Here is a 17,355-nt window from a genome sequence, read left to right on the forward strand (position 1 = left end):
GCGCCTCCTCCACATGATGCCTGCGGGGGGCCGTCAAGCTCCCCCGGGCATCGTCCACAGTTTCGTCACGGCCAACATAGGCGACCGGCGGGTTGCCTGTCCGCATCCCGCGCGACCGAAATTTCGCAGTTGGGCGGTCAGGATTTCGTGACGGTTGCCTTGTTGATCACGACCGTCGCGTTGGGTGCCCCGTCACCGGCGCCCGTGCTCTCACCCGCGTCGGCGATCTTCTTCAGAACCGTCATACCGGCCTCGGAAACGGTACCGAACGGTGTGTAGCTGGGCGGCAGCTGACTGTCCTGGTAGACGAGGAAGAACTGGCTGCCGCCGGAGCCCGGCTGACCGGTGTTCGCCATCGCGACGGTGCCCGCGGGGTAGATGTTGTCCTTGAGGCTCTTGTCCTTCAGGTTCTCGTCCGGAATCGTGTACCCGGGACCGCCGCTGCCGCTGCCCGTCGGGTCGCCGCACTGGAGCACGTAGATGCCGTTGGTGGTCAGCCGGTGGCACGTGGTGTGGTCGAAGTAGCCCTTGCCGGCCAGGAAGTTGAACGAGTTCACCGTGTGCGGGGCTGCCGACGCCTTCAGCGCGATGTCTATGTCACCGCAGGTCGTCGCCAGCTTCATCGTGTAGTCGGCCGACTTGTCGATGGTCATCGCCGGCTCCTTCTTCCAGGTCTCCGACTTGACCTTGCCGGCGGCCGGCTTGTCGCACGGGTCCGGCGCCTTGGACGGCGAGGCGCTCTGCGTGACCTCGGCGCCCGCGTTGGTCTTGTCGTCGTCCTTGAGTACGCCGGTCGTGTACAGCGCGAGGCTGCCGATCAGGACCACGCCGAGCGCCGAAGCGATCACGGCGTTGCGCATGCGCGCCTTGCGCCGGGCGTCGGTGCGCCGCTGCTGCTGCCGCAAGAACTTCTCCCGGGCGAGCTGCCGCCGCCGCTGTTCCTGGCTGACCACCGGATTTACTCCTCATGCGTCTCGTACGTCGACCGGTACGCGTGCGTGCTGTGTGCCGACCGCCTGCGTGTGCCCCGTACCGTATATGGGTTCGCTGAGGAATCGGCAGCGCCGGTAGGCTCTTGACGTCAGGCGCAGCCGTCGCCGAGGCCGCCCGTATCGACACAAACGAAGGACGATCGTGCTCATTGCCGGGTTCCCCGCCGGGGCCTGGGGGACGAACTGTTATCTCGTCGCCCCCGCCGCCGGTGAGGAGTGCGTGATCATCGACCCGGGCCACCAGGCGGCCCCAGGAGTCGAGGAAGCGCTGAAGAAGCATCGGCTCAAGCCCGTCGCCGTCGTCCTCACCCACGGCCACATCGACCACGTGGCCTCGGTCGTCCCGGTCTGCGGAGCGCACGACGTACCGGCCTGGATCCACCCCGAGGACCGGTACATGCTGAGCGACCCCGCGAAGGCCCTCGGCCGGTCCATCGGGATGCCGCTCCTGGGCGAGCTCACCGTGGGGGAGCCGGACGACGTCAAGGAACTGTCCGACGGCGCCAGGCTGGAGCTGGCCGGTCTGGAGTTCTCCGTCGCGCACGCGCCCGGCCATACCAAGGGGTCGGTGACCTTCCGGATGCCCGAGACCGCGGACATCCCGTCCGTGTTCTTCTCGGGCGATCTGCTCTTCGCCGGCTCCATCGGACGCACCGACCTGCCCGGCGGTGACATGGCCGAGATGCTCGACTCGCTGGCCCGCGTGTGCCTGCCGCTCGACGACTCGACCGTGGTGCTGTCCGGCCACGGCCCCCAGACCACCATCGGCCAGGAGCGCGCCACCAACCCGTATCTGCGGCAAGTGGCCGCAGGCCGCCGAGATCACAGCGCGCACGCCGACGCTCCCCGACGAGGAATGTGACGAGAACTTCCGTGAGCACCTTCAAGGCCCCCAAGGGCACGTACGACCTGATCCCACCGGACAGCGCCAAGTACCTGGCCGTCCGTGAGGCGATCGCGGCCCCGCTGCGCAACTCCGGCTACGGCTACATCGAGACGCCCGGCTTCGAGAACGTCGAACTGTTCGCGCGTGGCGTCGGCGAGTCCACCGACATCGTCACCAAGGAGATGTACGCCTTCGAGACCAAGGGCGGCGACAAGCTCGCCCTGCGCCCCGAGGGCACGGCGTCCGTGCTGCGCGCCGCGCTGGAGGCCAACCTGCACAAGGCGGGCAACCTGCCGGTCAAGCTCTGGTACTCGGGCTCGTACTACCGCTACGAGCGCCCCCAGAAGGGCCGTTACCGCCACTTCTCCCAGGTCGGCGCCGAGGCCATCGGCGCGGAGGACCCCGCCCTCGACGCCGAGTTGATCATCCTGGCCGACCAGGCGTACCGCTCGCTGGGCCTGAGCAACTTCCGGATCCTGCTCAACAGCCTGGGCGACAAGGAGTGCCGTCCCGTCTACCGGGCCGCCCTCCAGGACTTCCTGAGGGGCCTGGACCTCGACGAGGACACCCTGCGCCGGGCGGAGATCAACCCGCTGCGCGTCCTCGACGACAAGCGCGAGTCGGTCCAGAAGCAGCTGACGGGCGCCCCACTGCTCCGCGACTACCTCTGCGACGCCTGCAAGGCGTACCACGAGGAGGTCCGCGAGCTGATCACGGAGGCGGGCGTCGCCTTCGAGAACGACCCGAAGCTGGTGCGCGGCCTGGACTACTACACGCGGACCACCTTCGAGTTCGTCCACGACGGTCTCGGCTCGCAGTCCGCGGTGGGCGGCGGCGGCCGCTACGACGGCCTGTCGGAGATGATCGGCGGCCCCGCGCTGCCGTCCGTCGGCTGGGCCCTCGGCGTCGACCGCACGGTGCTCGCCCTGGAGGCGGAGGGCGTCGACCTGGAACTCCCCGCCGCCACCAGCGTGTTCGCGGTGCCGCTCGGCGAGGAGGCCCGCCGGGTGCTGTTCGCCAAGGTCACCGAGCTGCGCAAGGTCGGCGTCGCCGCCGACTTCTCCTACGGCGCCAAGGGCCTCAAGGGCGCCATGAAGAACGCCAACCGCAGCGGAGCCCGCTACACGATCGTGGCCGGCGAACGCGATCTCGCCGAGGGCGTGGTCCAGCTCAAGGACATGGAGTCCGGCGAGCAGACGGCCGTCGGCGTCAACGAGATCGTCGCCGAACTGGAAGCCCGGCTGGGCTGATCACGTCCATGAGGGCGCCGGAGGTCCTGCGGGGCACCTGGCGCCCTCACACATGTCCGGAACCGATCGGCGGGCCATACGCGTCCTTGTGTGCAACGGTGGACTTACGGGCGCGTGCGGCACAATGTCGCCTGCCGGAAGTAGGCCTCCCCTCAAGTGACGGAATCGGCGTGATGAGCAAGACGACAGTCAACGACGTCTCCACGGAGCCCGAGCCGCGGAGCGCGGCCGCCGAGCCGAGCACGGTCGGCGGCAGCCGGGCCCTCGCCCTGCTGTTGGTGATCACGGGCGCGGCAGGACTGCTCGCCGCGTGGGTCATCACGCTCGACAAGTTCAAGATCCTCGAAGCCAAGGCCCGGGGCGAGACGTTCACACCGAGCTGCAGCCTCAACCCGATCGTCTCCTGCGGCAGCGTCATGGAGAGCCCCCAGGCCTCCGTCTTCGGATTCCCCAACCCGATGCTCGGCCTGGTCACCTACGGCATCGTGATCTGTGTCGGCATGAGCCTGCTCGGCCGGGCCCGCTTCCCGCGCTGGTACTGGCTCACCTTCAACGCCGGCACCCTCTTCGGCGTCGTCTTCTGCACCTGGCTGATGTTCCAGTCGCTGTACCGGATCAACGCGCTGTGCCTGTGGTGCTCGCTGGCCTGGGTCGCCACGATCGTCATGTTCTGGTACGTGACCTCGTTCAACATCCGCAACGGCCTCCTGCCCGCGCCGGACGGCCTGAAGCGGTTCTTCGCCGAGTTCACCTGGGTGCTGCCGGTCACGCACGTCGGCATCATCGTCATGCTGATCCTGACCCGCTGGGGCAGCCAGCTCTGGGCCTGAGCCCACGCCCGGCGGCATTGTCAGTGCCGTGATTTAGGGTTTTCTGCGTGGAGCCCGACCTGTTCACCGCCGCCGCAGAAGAACGCCAGGAGAAGGACCCGACCGCGAGTCCCCTGGCGGTGCGGATGCGCCCACGCACCCTCGACGAGGTCGTGGGCCAGCAGCACCTGCTCAAGCCCGGCTCACCCCTGCGCCGACTGGTCGGCGAGGGCGCCGGGGGACCGGCGGGCCCGTCCTCGGTGATCCTGTGGGGCCCGCCCGGCACCGGCAAGACGACCCTCGCGTACGTCGTCTCCAAGGCGACCAACAAGCGGTTCGTGGAGCTGTCCGCGATCACCGCCGGTGTCAAGGAGGTCCGCGCGGTCATCGACGGCGCCCGCCGCGCCACCGGCGGCTTCGGCAAGGAGACCGTCCTCTTCCTCGACGAGATCCACCGCTTCAGCAAGGCCCAGCAGGACTCCCTCCTGCCCGCCGTCGAGAACCGCTGGGTGACGCTGATCGCGGCGACGACCGAGAACCCGTACTTCTCGGTGATCTCCCCCCTGCTGTCCCGCTCCCTGCTGCTGACCCTCGAACCCCTCACCGACGACGACGTACGCGGCCTGCTCCAGCGCGCCCTCACCGACGAGCGCGGCCTGGGCAGCGCCGTCACCCTCCCCGAGGACACCGAGGCCCACCTGCTGCGGATCGCCGGCGGCGACGCCCGCCGCGCCCTGACCGCCCTGGAGGCGGCCGCCGGTGCCGCGCTCGACAAGGGCGAGACCGAGATCGGGCTCCAGACCCTGGAGGAGACCGTCGACCGCGCCGCCGTGAAGTACGACCGCGACGGCGACCAGCACTACGACGTGGCCAGCGCCCTGATCAAGTCGATCCGCGGCTCCGACGTCGACGCCGCCCTGCACTATCTGGCCCGGATGATCGAGGCTGGCGAGGACCCCCGCTTCATCGCCCGCCGCCTGATGATCTCCGCCAGCGAGGACATCGGCCTCGCCGACCCCACCGCCCTGCCGACAGCCGTGGCGGCCGCCCAGGCCGTCGCCATGATCGGCTTCCCCGAGGCCGCCCTCACCCTCAGCCACGCCACGATCGCCCTCGCCCTGGCGCCCAAGTCCAACGCCGCGACGACCGCGATCGGCGCGGCCCTGGACGACGTACGCAAGGGGCTGGCGGGGCCGGTGCCCGCGCATCTGCGCGACTCCCACTACAAGGGCGCGGGCAAGCTCGGCCACGGGCAGGGGTACGTCTACCCGCACGACCTGCCCGAGGGCATCGCCGAGCAGCAGTACGCGCCGGACGCCCTCAAGGACCGGGAGTACTACGCCCCGACCCGGCACGGCGCGGAGGCGCGGTACGCGGACGCCGTCGAGTGGACCAGGAAACACCTCGGTCGTAGGCGGTCCTGAACACCTGTAGACTGGCTCGAAGCGCTGCGTCCCGTGTCCGGATGCCTCGAAAGAGGAGCCGGCACCACCAGAGCGGGACATCCAGCCGGAGAACCCGGCCCCCGGGCAGGGATCTCCAGGAGCGTCGCGCACCGGCGAACGGTGTCGCGGGCAGCCCACCACCACCCCGGAAGCCCCGGGAGCGGTCGGTGGGCCACTCGCGTGCTGCACGTATGTGCCCAGACCAGGGGAGCGGCTGCCCGGCAGGTCCGTCATCGGACCCGCAGGGTTTCCCCGGCTGCGGATGCGACCTCCCCTAACCCTGGTGAAGCCGTATTCGCACAGAAACACGAGGTGTTCGGTTCCATGGCGAACCAGTCCCGCCCCAAGGTCAAGAAGTCGCGTGCCCTCGGCATCGCGCTGACCCCCAAGGCCGTCAAGTACTTCGAGGCCCGTCCGTACCCGCCCGGTGAGCACGGCCGCGGCCGCAAGCAGAACTCGGACTACAAGGTCCGTCTGCTGGAGAAGCAGCGTCTGCGCGCGCAGTACGACGTGTCCGAGCGCCAGCTCGTCCGCGCCTACGAGCGTGCCTCCAAGGTGCAGGGCAAGACCGGTGAGGCCCTGATCATCGAGCTTGAGAAGCGTCTCGACGCTCTGGTCCTGCGTTCGGGCATCGCCCGCACGATCTACCAGGCCCGCCAGATGGTCGTCCACGGTCACATCGAGGTCAACGGCCAGAAGGTCGACAAGCCGTCCTTCCGCGTCCGCCCGGACGACGTCGTGATGGTGCGCGAGCGCAGCCGTGACAAGACGCTGTTCCAGGTCGCCCGCGAGGGTGGCTTCGCCCCCGACGGTGAGACCCCGCGCTACCTCCAGGTGAACCTCAAGGCCCTGGCATTCCGCCTGGACCGCGAGCCGAACCGCAAGGAGATCCCGGTGATCTGCGACGAGCAGCTCGTCGTCGAGTACTACGCCCGCTGACCCGGACGTAGCACCACCAGCGCATCGGCCCGTCGTCTCCCCGCCCTTCCGGGCGGGCGAGGCGGCGGGCTTCCGCATGTGCGCCGCGTCCCGCACACCACCCCCTGCGGCGCGGCGCACGGAACGTACCTGGCCGTGTTCACTGCGTACACTCGCTGCCCGCAACTCCGCCCCGACCGCGCCGTAATCCGGTACGGAGCGCAAGTCCCGGCGCGATAGGCTCGGTGCACGACTTTTTCGATGTTCAGGCATGTTTAGGGAGCGGGTGCGCAGTGTCCGGTGGAGAGGTGGCCGGGATCCTGGTGGCCGTCTTCTGGGCGATCCTGGTCTCCTTCCTCGCCGTGGCCCTGGCGAGGCTGGCCCAGACGCTCAGGGCGACCACCAAGCTGGTGGCGGACGTGACCGACCAGGCCGTCCCGCTGCTGGCGGACGCCTCCGCGGCGGTGCGCTCCGCGCAGACCCAGATCGACCGGGTCGACGCCATCGCCTCGGACGTCCAGGAGGTCACGTCGAACGCGTCCGCGCTGTCCACCACCGTCGCCTCCACCTTCGGCGGCCCGCTGGTCAAGGTCGCCGCCTTCGGATACGGAGTGCGCCGCGCGCTCGGCGGCCGCGGGGAGGACGTGCCCGCGAAGTCGTCGAGGCGTACCGTGATCGTGGGCCGGACCGTCCCGGGCGCGCGGCGGGTCAAGCGGAAGAAGGACTGAGACCAGCGATGTTCCGCCGTACGTTCTGGTTCACCACAGGCGTCGCCGCCGGGGTGTGGGCCACCACCAAGGTCAACCGCAAGCTGAAGCAGCTGACCCCCGAGAGCCTCGCCGCCACGGCCGCGAACAAGGCGATCGAGGCGGGCCACCGGCTCAAGGACCGGGCGGTGGGCTTCGCCCTCGACGTCCGCGCCAACATGGCCCAGCGGGAGGCCGAACTCCAGGACGCGCTGGGCCTGCACGCGGACCCGGAACTGCCTCCCACGCGGCGCTACCCCGCGATCGAGAACCGCAACAAGCCGAAGACGTACGTCATCGACAACACGACGTACTCGTACAACCGGAATGAGGACCACTGATGGAGTCGGCTGAGATCCGCCGTCGCTGGCTGAGCTTCTTCGAGGAGCGCGGGCACACCGTCGTCCCTTCGGCGTCGCTCATCGCGGACGACCCGACTCTGCTCCTCGTCCCGGCCGGCATGGTGCCCTTCAAGCCCTACTTCCTGGGCGAGGTCAAGCCGCCCTTCCCGCGCGCCACCAGCGTGCAGAAGTGCGTGCGCACGCCGGACATCGAGGAGGTCGGCAAGACCACCCGGCACGGCACGTTCTTCCAGATGTGCGGCAACTTCTCCTTCGGCGACTACTTCAAGGAAGGCGCCATCAAGCTCGCCTGGGAGCTGCTCACCACGCCCCAGGACAAGGGCGGTTACGGCCTCGACCCCGAGCGCCTGTGGATCACCGTCTACAAGGACGACGACGAGGCCGAGCGCATCTGGCACGAGGTCGTCGGTGTGCCCATGGAGCGCATCCAGCGCCTGGGCATGAAGGACAACTTCTGGTCCATGGGCGTCCCCGGCCCGTGCGGCCCCTGCTCCGAGATCAACTACGACCGCGGCCCCGAGTTCGGCGTCGAGGGCGGCCCCGCCGTCAACGACGAGCGGTACGTGGAGATCTGGAACCTCGTCTTCATGCAGTACGAGCGCGGCGAGGGCACCGGCAAGGACAACTTCGAGATCCTCGGCGACCTGCCGAGCAAGAACATCGACACGGGCCTCGGCCTGGAGCGGCTCGCCATGATTCTGCAGGGCGTGCAGAACATGTACGAGATCGACACCTCCATGGCCGTCATCAACAAGGCCACCGAGCTGACCGGCGTGGCCTACGGCGACGCCCACGACTCGGACGTCTCCCTGCGCGTGGTCACCGACCACATGCGCACCGCCACCATGCTCATCGGCGACGGCGTCACCCCCGGCAACGAGGGCCGCGGCTACGTGCTGCGCCGCATCATGCGCCGCGCCATCCGCAACATGCGCCTCCTCGGCGCCACCGGCCCGGTCGTCAAGGACCTCATCGACGTCGTCATCGGCATGATGGGCCAGCAGTACCCCGAGCTCATCACCGACCGCGAGCGCATCGAGAAGGTCGCCCTCGCCGAGGAGAACGCCTTCCTCAAGACGCTCAAGGCCGGCACCAACATCCTCGACACGGCCGTGGCCGACACCAAGGCCGCCGGTTCCACCGTCCTGCCGGGCGACAAGGCCTTCCTGCTCCACGACACCTGGGGCTTCCCGATTGACCTCACCCTGGAGATGGCCGCCGAGCAGGGCCTGTCCGTGGACGAGGACGGCTTCCGCCGCCTGATGAAGGAGCAGCGGGAGCGCGCCAAGGCCGACGCCCAGGCCAAGAAGACCGGCCACGCCGACATGGGCGCCTACCGCGAGATCGCCGACTCCGCCGGCGAGACCGAGTTCATCGGCTACACCGACACCGAGGGCGAGTCGACGATCGTCGGCATCCTCGTCGACGGCGTCTCCTCCCCGGCCGCCACCGAGGGCGACGAGGTCGAGATCGTCCTCGACCGCACCCCCTTCTACGCCGAGGGCGGCGGCCAGATCGGCGACACCGGCCGGATCAAGGTCGACTCCGGTGCCGTGATCGAGGTGCGCGACTGCCAGAAGCCGGTGCCGGGCGTGTACGTCCACAAGGGTGTCGTCCAGGTCGGCGAGGTCACCGTGGGCGCCAAGGCCCACGCCTCGATCGACGCCCGCCGCCGCACGGCCATCGCCCGCGCCCACTCGGCCACCCACCTCACCCACCAGGCCCTGCGCGACGCCCTCGGTCCGACGGCCGCCCAGGCCGGTTCCGAGAACCAGCCCGGTCGCTTCCGCTTCGACTTCGGCTCCCCGTCCGCCGTCCCGACGGCCGTGATGACCGACGTCGAGCAGAAGATCAACGAGGTGCTCGCCCGCGACCTGGACGTGCACGCCGAGGTCATGGGCATCGACGAGGCCAGGAAGCAGGGCGCCATCGCCGAGTTCGGCGAGAAGTACGGCGAGCGGGTGCGGGTGGTGACCATCGGCGACTTCTCCAAGGAGCTGTGCGGCGGCACGCACGTGCACAACACCGCCCAGCTGGGCCTGGTGAAGCTGCTCGGCGAGTCGTCCATCGGCTCGGGTGTCCGCCGCATCGAGGCCCTGGTCGGCGTGGACGCCTACAACTTCCTCGCCCGCGAGCACACGGTCGTCAACCAGCTCACCGAGCTGCTCAAGGGCCGCCCGGAGGAGCTGCCGGAGAAGGTCTCCGCCATGCTCGGCAAGCTGAAGGACGCCGAGAAGGAGATCGAGAAGTTCCGCGCCGAGAAGGTGCTCCAGGCCGCCGCCGGCCTCGCCGAGTCCGCCAAGGACGTACGCGGTGTGGCGCTCGTCACCGGCCAGGTCCCGGACGGCACCACCGCCGACGACCTGCGCAAGCTGGTGCTCGACGTGCGTGGCCGTATCCAGGGCGGCCGGGCCGCCGTGGTGGCGCTGTTCACCACGGTGGGCGGCAAGCCGCTGACGGTCATCGCCACCAACGAGGCCGCCCGCGAGCGCGGCCTGAAGGCCGGTGATCTCGTCCGCACGGCCGCCAAGACGCTCGGCGGCGGCGGTGGCGGCAAGCCGGACGTCGCCCAGGGCGGGGGCCAGAACCCGGCCGCCATCGGCGAGGCCGTCGACGCCGTCGAGCGGCTCGTGGCGGAAACGGCCAAGTGATGCGGCGCGGCCGTCGACTGGCGATCGACGTCGGGGACGCCCGCATCGGGGTCGCCTCGTGCGACCCCGACGGGATCCTCGCCACGCCCGTCGAGACGGTCCCCGGGCGGGACATTCCCGCAGCTCACCGTCGTCTGCGGCAACTCGTCGAGGAGTACGAGCCGATCGAGGTCGTCGTCGGTCTCCCTCGCTCCCTCAAGGGGGGCGAGGGCCCGGCCGCGGTCAAGGTCCGCGGCTTCGCCCAGGAGCTGGCCAAGGGCATCGCCCCGGTCCCGGTCCGGCTCGTGGACGAGCGGATGACGACGGTGTCCGCCGGACAGAGCCTTCGCGCCTCCGGGATGAAAACCAGGAAGGGCCGCTCGGTCATCGATCAGGCCGCCGCTGTGATCATCCTGCAGCAGGCACTGGAATCCGAACGGGTGTCAGGTAAAGCACCCGGCGAGGGCGTCGAAGTGGTCATCTGATCGCGATACGGTAACGTTCCGCGCGATGCGGCGGCGTTCGAACAGCCGCCGCACAGCAAGAGGCGGGACGGGAGCCGAGCCGGAGGCCACGCGACCGCCGCCTCGCGGCTCTAGGGGATCGATGACTGAGTATGGCCGGGGCCAAGGCTCCGAACCGTGGCATCCGGAGGACCCGTTGTACGGGGACGGCGGATGGGGAGGACAGCAGGCCCCGACGGGCCCGCAGTCCCCCTACGGCGGCCAGCCGCAGCACTATCCAGAGCAGCCGCAGCAGCCGCAGTACGGCGACTGGGGCACCGGCGAGCAGCCCGGATACGGTCAGGCGCAGCAGCAGTACCAGCAGCAGTACGACCAGCAGCAGTACGCCGGTCAGGCGCAGCAGTCGTACGACACCCAGCAGCAGTACGACAGCGGCACCTGGGCCACCGGCATCCAGCCGCACCTGCCGTACAGCGGCGACCCGACGGACCCGTACCCGGAGCAGACGGCTGCCTTCGGCGGGGAACAGCCCGACCTCTACGGCACGCCCGACGCCTATCCGCCGCCCGAGCCGCCCAGCCGTCGGCGCGCCGAGCCCGAGCCCAGGACCGACTGGGATCCCGGCCCCGACCAGGGCGAGCACGCCTTCTTCTCGGGCGAGGGCGAGGGCGAGGGCGATGACGACGACGAGCCGGGCGACCGGCGCGGACGCGGCGAGCGGCGGGGCCGCGGCGGCAAGGGCAAGAAGAGCCGCAACGGATGCGCCTGCCTCGTGGTGGCCCTGGTCTTCGGCGGCGGCCTGGCCGGTGTGACCTACTTCGGCTACCAGTTCTACCAGGATCGTTTCGGCGCGGCCCCGGACTACGCGGGCGACGGCACGAGCGAGCAGGTGACCGTCGAGGTCCCCAAGGGCGCGAGCGGAGCCGAGATCGGCCGTCGGTTGAAGGCGGCCGGTGTCGTCAAGAGCGTCGACGCGTTCGTGGCCGCGCAGTCGCAGAACCCCGACGGGGACACGATCCAGGCCGGTGCCTATCTGCTGAACAAGCAGATGTCCGCCGAGAGCGCCATCGAGATGATGCTCGACCCGAAGAGCCAGAACAACGTCATGGTGACCCCGGGCCAGCGCAACGTGGCCGTCTACAACAAGATCGACGAGAAGCTCGGCCTGGAGTCAGGCACCACCAGGGACGTCGCCGAGAAGCAGTACAAGAGCCTCGGTCTGCCCAGTTGGGCGAACAACAACGGCGACATCAAGGACCCGCTGGAAGGATTCCTCTTCCCGGGCACCTATCCCGCGGCCAAGGGCATGAAGCCCGAGGCGGTCCTCAGGGAAATGGTCGCGCAGGCCAACAGGCAGTACGGCCAGTACGACCTCGACGCCAAGGCCAAGGCCCTGAACCTGAAGAACCCGCTGCAGGTCATCACGGTCGCCAGCCTCGTCCAGGCCGAGGGCAAGACGGAGGACGACTTCCGCAAGATGGCCGAGGTGATCTACAACCGCCTCTCGCCCGACAACACGGAGACCTACCAGCTGCTCCAGTTCGACTCGACCTTCAACTACCTGAAGGGCGAGAGCAACATCCACATCAGTGAAGACGAGATCAACAGCAACCAGGACCCGTACAACACGTACACCCAGAAGGGGCTGCCGCCCGGACCGATCGGCAACCCGGGTGCGGAGGCGCTGAAGGCGGCGCTGAACCCGACCGACGAGGGCTGGCTGTACTTCGTGGCGACCGACGGCCGCAACAGGACCGAGTTCGCTCGCACGCACGACGAATTCCTGGAGCTCAAGGACAAGTTCAATGAGAGCACGGGCAACTGACGCCCGCCGGGCCGCCGTGCTCGGTTCGCCCATCGCCCACTCGCTGTCCCCGGTGCTGCACCGGGCGGCGTACCGGGAGCTGGGGCTGACGGGCTGGCGGTACGACCGCTTCGAGGTCGACGAGGAGGGGCTGCCGGGCTTCTTCGCGCAGCTCGGCCCCGAGTGGGCCGGGCTGTCGCTGACCATGCCGCTGAAGCGGGCCGTGATCCCGCTGCTGGACGAGATCAGCGACACCGCCGCCTCGGTGGAGGCGGTCAACACGGTGGTCTGCACCGACGACGGCCGGCGCGTCGGCGACAACACCGACATCCCGGGCATGGTCGCGGCCCTGCGCGAGCACGGCATCGAGCAGGCCGACTCGGCCGCGATCCTCGGCGCCGGCGCCACCGCGTCCTCGGCGCTCGCCGCGCTGGCCCGGATCTGCACCGGCGAGATCGTGGTGTACGTCCGCAGCGCGGCCCGGGCCGCCGAGATGCGTCAGTGGGGCGAGCGGCTTCAGGTCGAGGTACGGATCGCCGACTGGGCGGACGCGGCCGAGGCCCTGCGCCGCCCGCTGGTCGTCGCCACCACCCCGGCCGGTACGACCGACGCGCTCGCCTCCGCCGTGCCGGAGCGGCCCGCGACGCTGTTCGACGTGCTGTACGACCCGTGGCCGACCATGCTGGCGGCGCGCTGGTCGGCGTACGGCGGGGCCGTCGTCAGCGGGCTCGACCTGCTGGTGCACCAGGCGGTGCTCCAGGTGGAGCAGATGACGGGCCGGGCGCCCGCGCCGCTGGACGCGATGCGCAAAGCCGGCGAGCACGCTCTCTCCGGTCGCTAGGTGTATTGCCGTGTTGAGGTTGGGGACGCGGCTGGCGGCCCCGCGTGAGCCGGGCGAAGCCCGTTCGAGCGTGCACGTGGGCGGTTCGGCAACGCGGCGAGCGTGCGTGCCAGGCGTCGCCGTGCAGGCGGGAGTTCGACGACAGGGCCCAGGGCGGAGTTCCCGGTCCGCCGACGTGCCTACGGCCTTTTCCTGACATATTCGCGTCCGCCTGCTGGACCGGCGGCCTGGCCCGGGGCCGCGACATGGGAGGATCGAACATGGCGGGCCAGGGCCGCGCACCCCGGTCGCGCCACCGCGATACGCGAGCAGACGCGTACGCAGGTCAGTACCGGGCGCGAGCACAGAGGAGCACCGTTGAGCAGGTTGCGCTGGCTGACCGCGGGGGAGTCCCACGGTCCCGCACTCGTCGCGACGCTGGAGGGCCTCCCCGCCGGCGTGCCGATCACCACGCAGATGGTGGCGGACCACCTGGCGAGGCGGCGGCTCGGCTATGGACGCGGTGCGCGCATGAAGTTCGAGCAGGACGAGGTCACCTTCCTCGGTGGCGTCCGGCACGGGCTGACCCTCGGTTCGCCGGTCGCGATCATGGTCGGCAACACGGAGTGGCCGAAGTGGGAGAAGGTCATGGCGGCCGACCCCGTGGACCCGGCCGAGCTGGCCGAACTGGCCCGCAACGCGCCGCTGACCCGCCCGCGCCCTGGTCACGCCGACCTCGCGGGGATGCAGAAGTACGGCTTCGACGAGGCCCGCCCGGTGCTGGAGCGGGCGTCGGCGCGGGAGACCGCGGCCCGGGTGGCACTGGGCGCGGTGGCGCGGTCGTACCTGAAGGAGACCGCCGGCATCGAGATCGTCAGCCATGTCGTGGAGCTCGCGGCGGCGAAGGCCCCGTACGGCCTCTACCCGACCCCGGCCGACGTCGAGAAGCTCGACGCCGACCCCGTGCGCTGCCTGGACGCCGACGCGTCGAAGGCGATGGTCGCGGAGATCGACCAGGCCCACAAGGACGGCGACACGCTCGGCGGTGTCGTCGAGGTGCTCGCGTACGGCGTGCCGGTCGGGCTCGGCTCGCACGTGCACTGGGACCGTCGGCTGGACGCCCGGCTGGCGGCCGCCCTGATGGGCATCCAGGCGATCAAGGGCGTGGAGGTCGGCGACGGCTTCGAGCTGGCCCGGGTGCCGGGCTCGAAGGCCCACGACGAGATCGTCAGCACGGACGAGGGCATCCGGCGCGCCACCGGCCGCTCCGGCGGCACCGAGGGCGGGCTGACCACCGGTGAGCTGCTGCGGGTGCGGGCCGCGATGAAGCCGATCGCGACCGTGCCGCGCGCCCTGAAGACGGTCGACGTGGTCACCGGCGAGGCGACCCCGGCCCACCACCAGCGCTCGGATGTGTGCGCGGTCCCGGCGGCCGGCATCGTCGCCGAGGCGATGGTCGCGCTGGTCCTCGCGGACGCGGTCGCGGAGAAGTTCGGCGGCGACAGCGTGACCGAGACCGCCCGCAACGTGCGGTCCTACCTCGACAACCTGGCGATCCGATGAGCGGGCCCCTGGTCGTGCTGGTCGGCCCGATGGGGGTCGGCAAGTCCACCGTCGGCCAGTTGCTCGCCGAGCGGCTCGGCGTCGGCTTCCGGGACACCGACGAGGACATCGTGGCCGAGCAGGGCCGCACCATCGCCGACATCTTCGTCGAGGACGGCGAGCCCGCCTTCCGCGCGCTGGAGAAGCAGGCGGTGCACACGGCGCTGGCCGAGCACACCGGGGTGCTGGCGCTGGGCGGCGGCGCGATCCTCGACGCCGGAACCCGTGAGCTGCTCGCCGGGCACCACGTCGTGTACCTGTCCATGGACGTCGACGAGGCGGCCCGGCGCACCGGGCTGAACACCGCCCGGCCGCTGCTGGCCATCAACCCGCGCAAGCAGTGGCGGGAGCTGATGGAGGCCCGACGGCATCTGTACGAGGAGGTGGCACGCTCGGTCGTGGCCACCGACGACCGTACGCCCGAAGAGGTCACCCAAGAGGTGCTGAACGCCCTGGAGTTGAAGGAAGCATGAGCGAGTCAGTGACGCGGATCCAGGTCGGCGGCACCGCGGGCAGTGAGCCGTACGAGGTCCTGGTCGGCCGTCAACTGCTCGGCGAACTCGGCGGTCTGGTGGGCGACAAGGCCAAGCGGGTCGCCGTCATCCACCCCGAGGCACTCGCCGAGACCGGCGAGGCACTCCGCGCCGACCTGGCCGAGCAGGGCTACGAGGCGGTCGCCATCCAGGTGCCCAACGCCGAGGAGGCCAAGACGGCCGAGGTCGCCGCGTACTGCTGGAAGGCCCTGGGGCAGTCCGGCTTCACCCGCACCGACGTCGTGGTCGGCGTCGGCGGCGGCGCGACCACCGACCTCGCGGGCTTCGTGGCCGCGACCTGGCTGCGCGGGGTGCGCTGGATCGCGATCCCCACCACCGTGCTGGCCATGGTCGACGCGGCCGTCGGCGGCAAGACCGGCATCAACACGGCCGAGGGCAAGAACCTGGTGGGCGCCTTCCACCCGCCCGCGGGCGTCCTGTGCGACCTCGCGGCGCTGGACTCCCTCCCGGTGAACGACTACGTCTCCGGACTGGCCGAGGTCATCAAGGCCGGCTTCATCGCCGACCCGACGATCCTGGAGCTCATCGAGTCCGACCCGCAGGCCGCGCGCACCCCGGCGGGCCCGCACACGGCCGAACTCATCGAGCGCTCCATCCGCGTCAAGGCCGAGGTGGTCTCCTCCGACCTGAAGGAGTCGGGCCTGCGGGAGATCCTCAACTACGGCCACACCCTCGGCCACGCCATCGAGAAGAACGAGCGCTACAAGTGGCGGCACGGGGCCGCGGTCGCCGTCGGCATGCACTTCGCCGCCGAACTCGGCCGCCTGGCGGGCCGCTTGGACGACGCCACGGCCGACCGGCACCGCACGATCCTGGAAGCGGTCGGGCTGCCGCTGCACTACCGCTACGACCAGTGGCCCAAGCTGCTGCAGACGATGAAGGTCGACAAGAAGTCCCGCGGCGACATGCTGCGCTTCATCGTCCTGGACGGCCTGGCCAAGCCGACGGTGCTGGAGGGACCGGACCCGGCGATGCTGCTGGCGGCGTACGGCGAGGTAGGGCAGTAGGTCCGGGCCGGGGCCCGGTACGTCCCGCGGGGGCCCCTTCCGCCCGATTCTCCTTGCCGCGCGGGCACTTCGGGCCGTCCCCCGCCGTTCACCAAACAGCGGCGGGGGACGGTACCGTTCGGTAGCGCGTGGGGTTCGCCCCCGCCGCCAGCGCCAGTTGCCTGTACGAGACGGAGTGGCACCGGATGCAGCACGCAGTGGGGTCTCCGCTGCCGCCGCCCCACCAGCCGGGGCACGGACCGGCCGCCGGTTGGTCGCCGGCCGCACACCACCCGGGTCCCGGTCCCCACCACCACCAGGGACCCCCGCCCGTGCCGCAGGGCTCCGCCCCCGTGCCCCCACCACCCCCCGGCTTCACCGGAGCCCCGCAGCACCCCCCGATGGCACCCCCGCCGCCCCCGGACACGACAGGGCACGTGCAACTGCCTCCCGGCGGCCCGGTGACGATGCCTCCCGCACCCGCCACCACCACCGCCCCCGACCCGGCGACCACCACCCTCGCGGTGCTGCTCATCGGCCCGGCGGGCGCGGGCAAGACCAGCGTGGCGAAGTACTGGGCGGACCACCGCAGGGTGCCCACGGCCCACATCAGCCTCGACGACGTACGCGAATGGGTCCGCTCGGGGTTCGCCGACCCGCAGTCGGGCTGGAACGACAACTCCGAGGCCCAGTACCGCCTGGCCCGCCGCACCTGCGGCTTCGCCGCGCGCAACTTCCTGGCCAACGGCATCTCGTGCATCCTCGACGACGCGGTCTTCCCCGACCGCCCCGTCGTGGGCCTGGGCGGCTGGAAACGCCACGTGGGCCCGGGCCTGCTGCCCGTCGTCCTCCTCCCCGGCCTCGACATCGTCCTGGAACGCAACGCCGAACGCACGGGCAACCGCCGCCTCACCGACGAGGAGGTGGCCCGCATCCACGGCCGCATGGCCGGCTGGTACGGCTCGGGTCTCCCCATCATCGACAACTCCCAACTCGACGTCCCCGGCACGGCACGCGTCCTCGACGAGGTCCTGGCCCGCTCGATAGCAAGCCCACCGAAGTGGTAGACGCCGGGCACTGCAGCTGA

At 70.5% G+C, this 17,355-nt stretch carries 16 protein-coding genes; 15 read left to right on the top strand and 1 reads right to left on the bottom strand.

Translation table 11 applies throughout. From position 1 onward, the window contains the following. Nucleotides 1-137: 137 nt before the first annotated feature. Nucleotides 138-953: a peptidylprolyl isomerase gene (locus KWI83_RS07500; RefSeq protein WP_218513485.1), complete on the bottom strand. Its 816-nt coding sequence runs from the start codon at nucleotides 951-953 to the stop codon at nucleotides 138-140. A 181-nt stretch (nucleotides 954-1,134) separates the two neighbouring features. Here KWI83_RS07500 and KWI83_RS07505 point away from each other — a divergent pair, with 181 nt between their 5' ends. The 15 genes from KWI83_RS07505 to KWI83_RS07575 all read left to right on the top strand — a co-directional run bounded on the left by KWI83_RS07505 (nucleotide 1,135) and on the right by KWI83_RS07575 (nucleotide 17,335). After that, a complete protein-coding gene (locus KWI83_RS07505; RefSeq protein ID WP_218513486.1) occupies nucleotides 1,135-1,854 on the top strand; it encodes an MBL fold metallo-hydrolase in 720 nt (239 codons plus the stop codon). An 11-nt stretch (nucleotides 1,855-1,865) separates the two neighbouring features. After that, nucleotides 1,866-3,128 carry a histidine--tRNA ligase gene (hisS, locus tag KWI83_RS07510; RefSeq protein WP_218513487.1) on the top strand — a complete coding sequence of 421 codons (1,263 nt, stop codon included), beginning with the start codon at nucleotides 1,866-1,868 and terminating at the stop codon, nucleotides 3,126-3,128. 173 nt (nucleotides 3,129-3,301) lie between these two features. Next, entirely contained in the window at nucleotides 3,302-3,958 is a 657-nt protein-coding gene (locus KWI83_RS07515; protein ID WP_218513488.1) for a vitamin K epoxide reductase family protein, read from the top strand. Between the two features lie 47 nt (nucleotides 3,959-4,005). Beyond that, nucleotides 4,006-5,361, top strand: coding sequence for a replication-associated recombination protein A (locus KWI83_RS07520; RefSeq protein WP_218513489.1), 1,356 nt, complete (start codon nucleotides 4,006-4,008; stop codon nucleotides 5,359-5,361). Between the two features lie 345 nt (nucleotides 5,362-5,706). Next, nucleotides 5,707-6,321: a 30S ribosomal protein S4 gene (gene rpsD / locus KWI83_RS07525; protein ID WP_218513490.1), complete on the top strand. Its 615-nt coding sequence runs from the start codon at nucleotides 5,707-5,709 to the stop codon at nucleotides 6,319-6,321. Nucleotides 6,322-6,593: 272 nt separating this feature from the next. Then, the gene (locus tag KWI83_RS07530; protein ID WP_218513491.1) at nucleotides 6,594-7,028 is read left to right on the top strand and encodes a DUF948 domain-containing protein; all 435 of its coding nucleotides are present in this window, start codon (nucleotides 6,594-6,596) and stop codon (nucleotides 7,026-7,028) included. An 8-nt stretch (nucleotides 7,029-7,036) separates the two neighbouring features. Beyond that, nucleotides 7,037-7,387, top strand: a complete 351-nt coding sequence (locus KWI83_RS07535) for a hypothetical protein (RefSeq protein WP_218513492.1) — start codon at nucleotides 7,037-7,039, stop codon at nucleotides 7,385-7,387. Next, entirely contained in the window at nucleotides 7,387-10,059 is a 2,673-nt protein-coding gene (alaS, locus tag KWI83_RS07540; RefSeq protein WP_218513493.1) for an alanine--tRNA ligase, read from the top strand. Before KWI83_RS07535 ends, alaS begins: the two co-directional genes overlap by 1 nt. Beyond that, complete coding sequence (gene ruvX / locus KWI83_RS07545; RefSeq protein ID WP_218513494.1) at nucleotides 10,059-10,523, top strand: Holliday junction resolvase RuvX; 465 nt, start codon at nucleotides 10,059-10,061, stop codon at nucleotides 10,521-10,523. The genes alaS and ruvX overlap by 1 nt, the downstream gene beginning before the upstream one ends. Nucleotides 10,524-10,644: 121 nt before the next feature. Beyond that, nucleotides 10,645-12,327 carry an endolytic transglycosylase MltG gene (gene mltG / locus KWI83_RS07550; protein ID WP_218513495.1) on the top strand — a complete coding sequence of 561 codons (1,683 nt, stop codon included), beginning with the start codon at nucleotides 10,645-10,647 and terminating at the stop codon, nucleotides 12,325-12,327. Next, on the top strand, nucleotides 12,308-13,147 hold the full coding sequence (locus tag KWI83_RS07555) for a shikimate dehydrogenase (protein ID WP_218513496.1): 840 nt from the start codon (nucleotides 12,308-12,310) through the stop codon (nucleotides 13,145-13,147). Before mltG ends, KWI83_RS07555 begins: the two co-directional genes overlap by 20 nt. Nucleotides 13,148-13,504: 357 nt before the next feature. Then, a complete protein-coding gene (aroC, locus tag KWI83_RS07560) occupies nucleotides 13,505-14,689 on the top strand; it encodes a chorismate synthase (protein ID WP_218513497.1) in 1,185 nt (394 codons plus the stop codon). After that, a complete protein-coding gene (locus tag KWI83_RS07565; protein ID WP_218513498.1) occupies nucleotides 14,686-15,201 on the top strand; it encodes a shikimate kinase in 516 nt (171 codons plus the stop codon). Before aroC ends, KWI83_RS07565 begins: the two co-directional genes overlap by 4 nt. Beyond that, on the top strand, nucleotides 15,198-16,289 hold the full coding sequence (aroB, locus tag KWI83_RS07570; RefSeq protein WP_218513499.1) for a 3-dehydroquinate synthase: 1,092 nt from the start codon (nucleotides 15,198-15,200) through the stop codon (nucleotides 16,287-16,289). Before KWI83_RS07565 ends, aroB begins: the two co-directional genes overlap by 4 nt. Nucleotides 16,290-16,474: 185 nt before the next feature. Next, nucleotides 16,475-17,335, top strand: coding sequence for a Pro-rich N-terminal domain-containing protein (locus tag KWI83_RS07575; protein WP_218513500.1), 861 nt, complete (start codon nucleotides 16,475-16,477; stop codon nucleotides 17,333-17,335). Nucleotides 17,336-17,355: the final 20 nt, after the last annotated feature.

It is taken from the genome of Streptomyces sp. TRM70350, assembly GCF_019219825.1.
Taxonomy (GTDB): Bacteria; Actinomycetota; Actinomycetes; order Streptomycetales; family Streptomycetaceae; genus Streptomyces.

Coding starts and splice junctions, on each gene's coding strand:
- KWI83_RS07515 (WP_218513488.1), top strand. CDS start 3,302: ATGAGCAAGACGACAGTCAACGACGTCTCCACGGAGCCCGAGCCGCGG.
- rpsD (WP_218513490.1), top strand. CDS start 5,707: ATGGCGAACCAGTCCCGCCCCAAGGTCAAGAAGTCGCGTGCCCTCGGC.
- KWI83_RS07535 (WP_218513492.1), top strand. CDS start 7,037: ATGTTCCGCCGTACGTTCTGGTTCACCACAGGCGTCGCCGCCGGGGTG.
- alaS (WP_218513493.1), top strand. CDS start 7,387: ATGGAGTCGGCTGAGATCCGCCGTCGCTGGCTGAGCTTCTTCGAGGAG.
- ruvX (WP_218513494.1), top strand. CDS start 10,059: ATGCGGCGCGGCCGTCGACTGGCGATCGACGTCGGGGACGCCCGCATC.
- mltG (WP_218513495.1), top strand. CDS start 10,645: ATGACTGAGTATGGCCGGGGCCAAGGCTCCGAACCGTGGCATCCGGAG.
- KWI83_RS07555 (WP_218513496.1), top strand. CDS start 12,308: ATGAGAGCACGGGCAACTGACGCCCGCCGGGCCGCCGTGCTCGGTTCG.
- KWI83_RS07565 (WP_218513498.1), top strand. CDS start 14,686: ATGAGCGGGCCCCTGGTCGTGCTGGTCGGCCCGATGGGGGTCGGCAAG.
- aroB (WP_218513499.1), top strand. CDS start 15,198: ATGAGCGAGTCAGTGACGCGGATCCAGGTCGGCGGCACCGCGGGCAGT.
- KWI83_RS07575 (WP_218513500.1), top strand. CDS start 16,475: ATGCAGCACGCAGTGGGGTCTCCGCTGCCGCCGCCCCACCAGCCGGGG.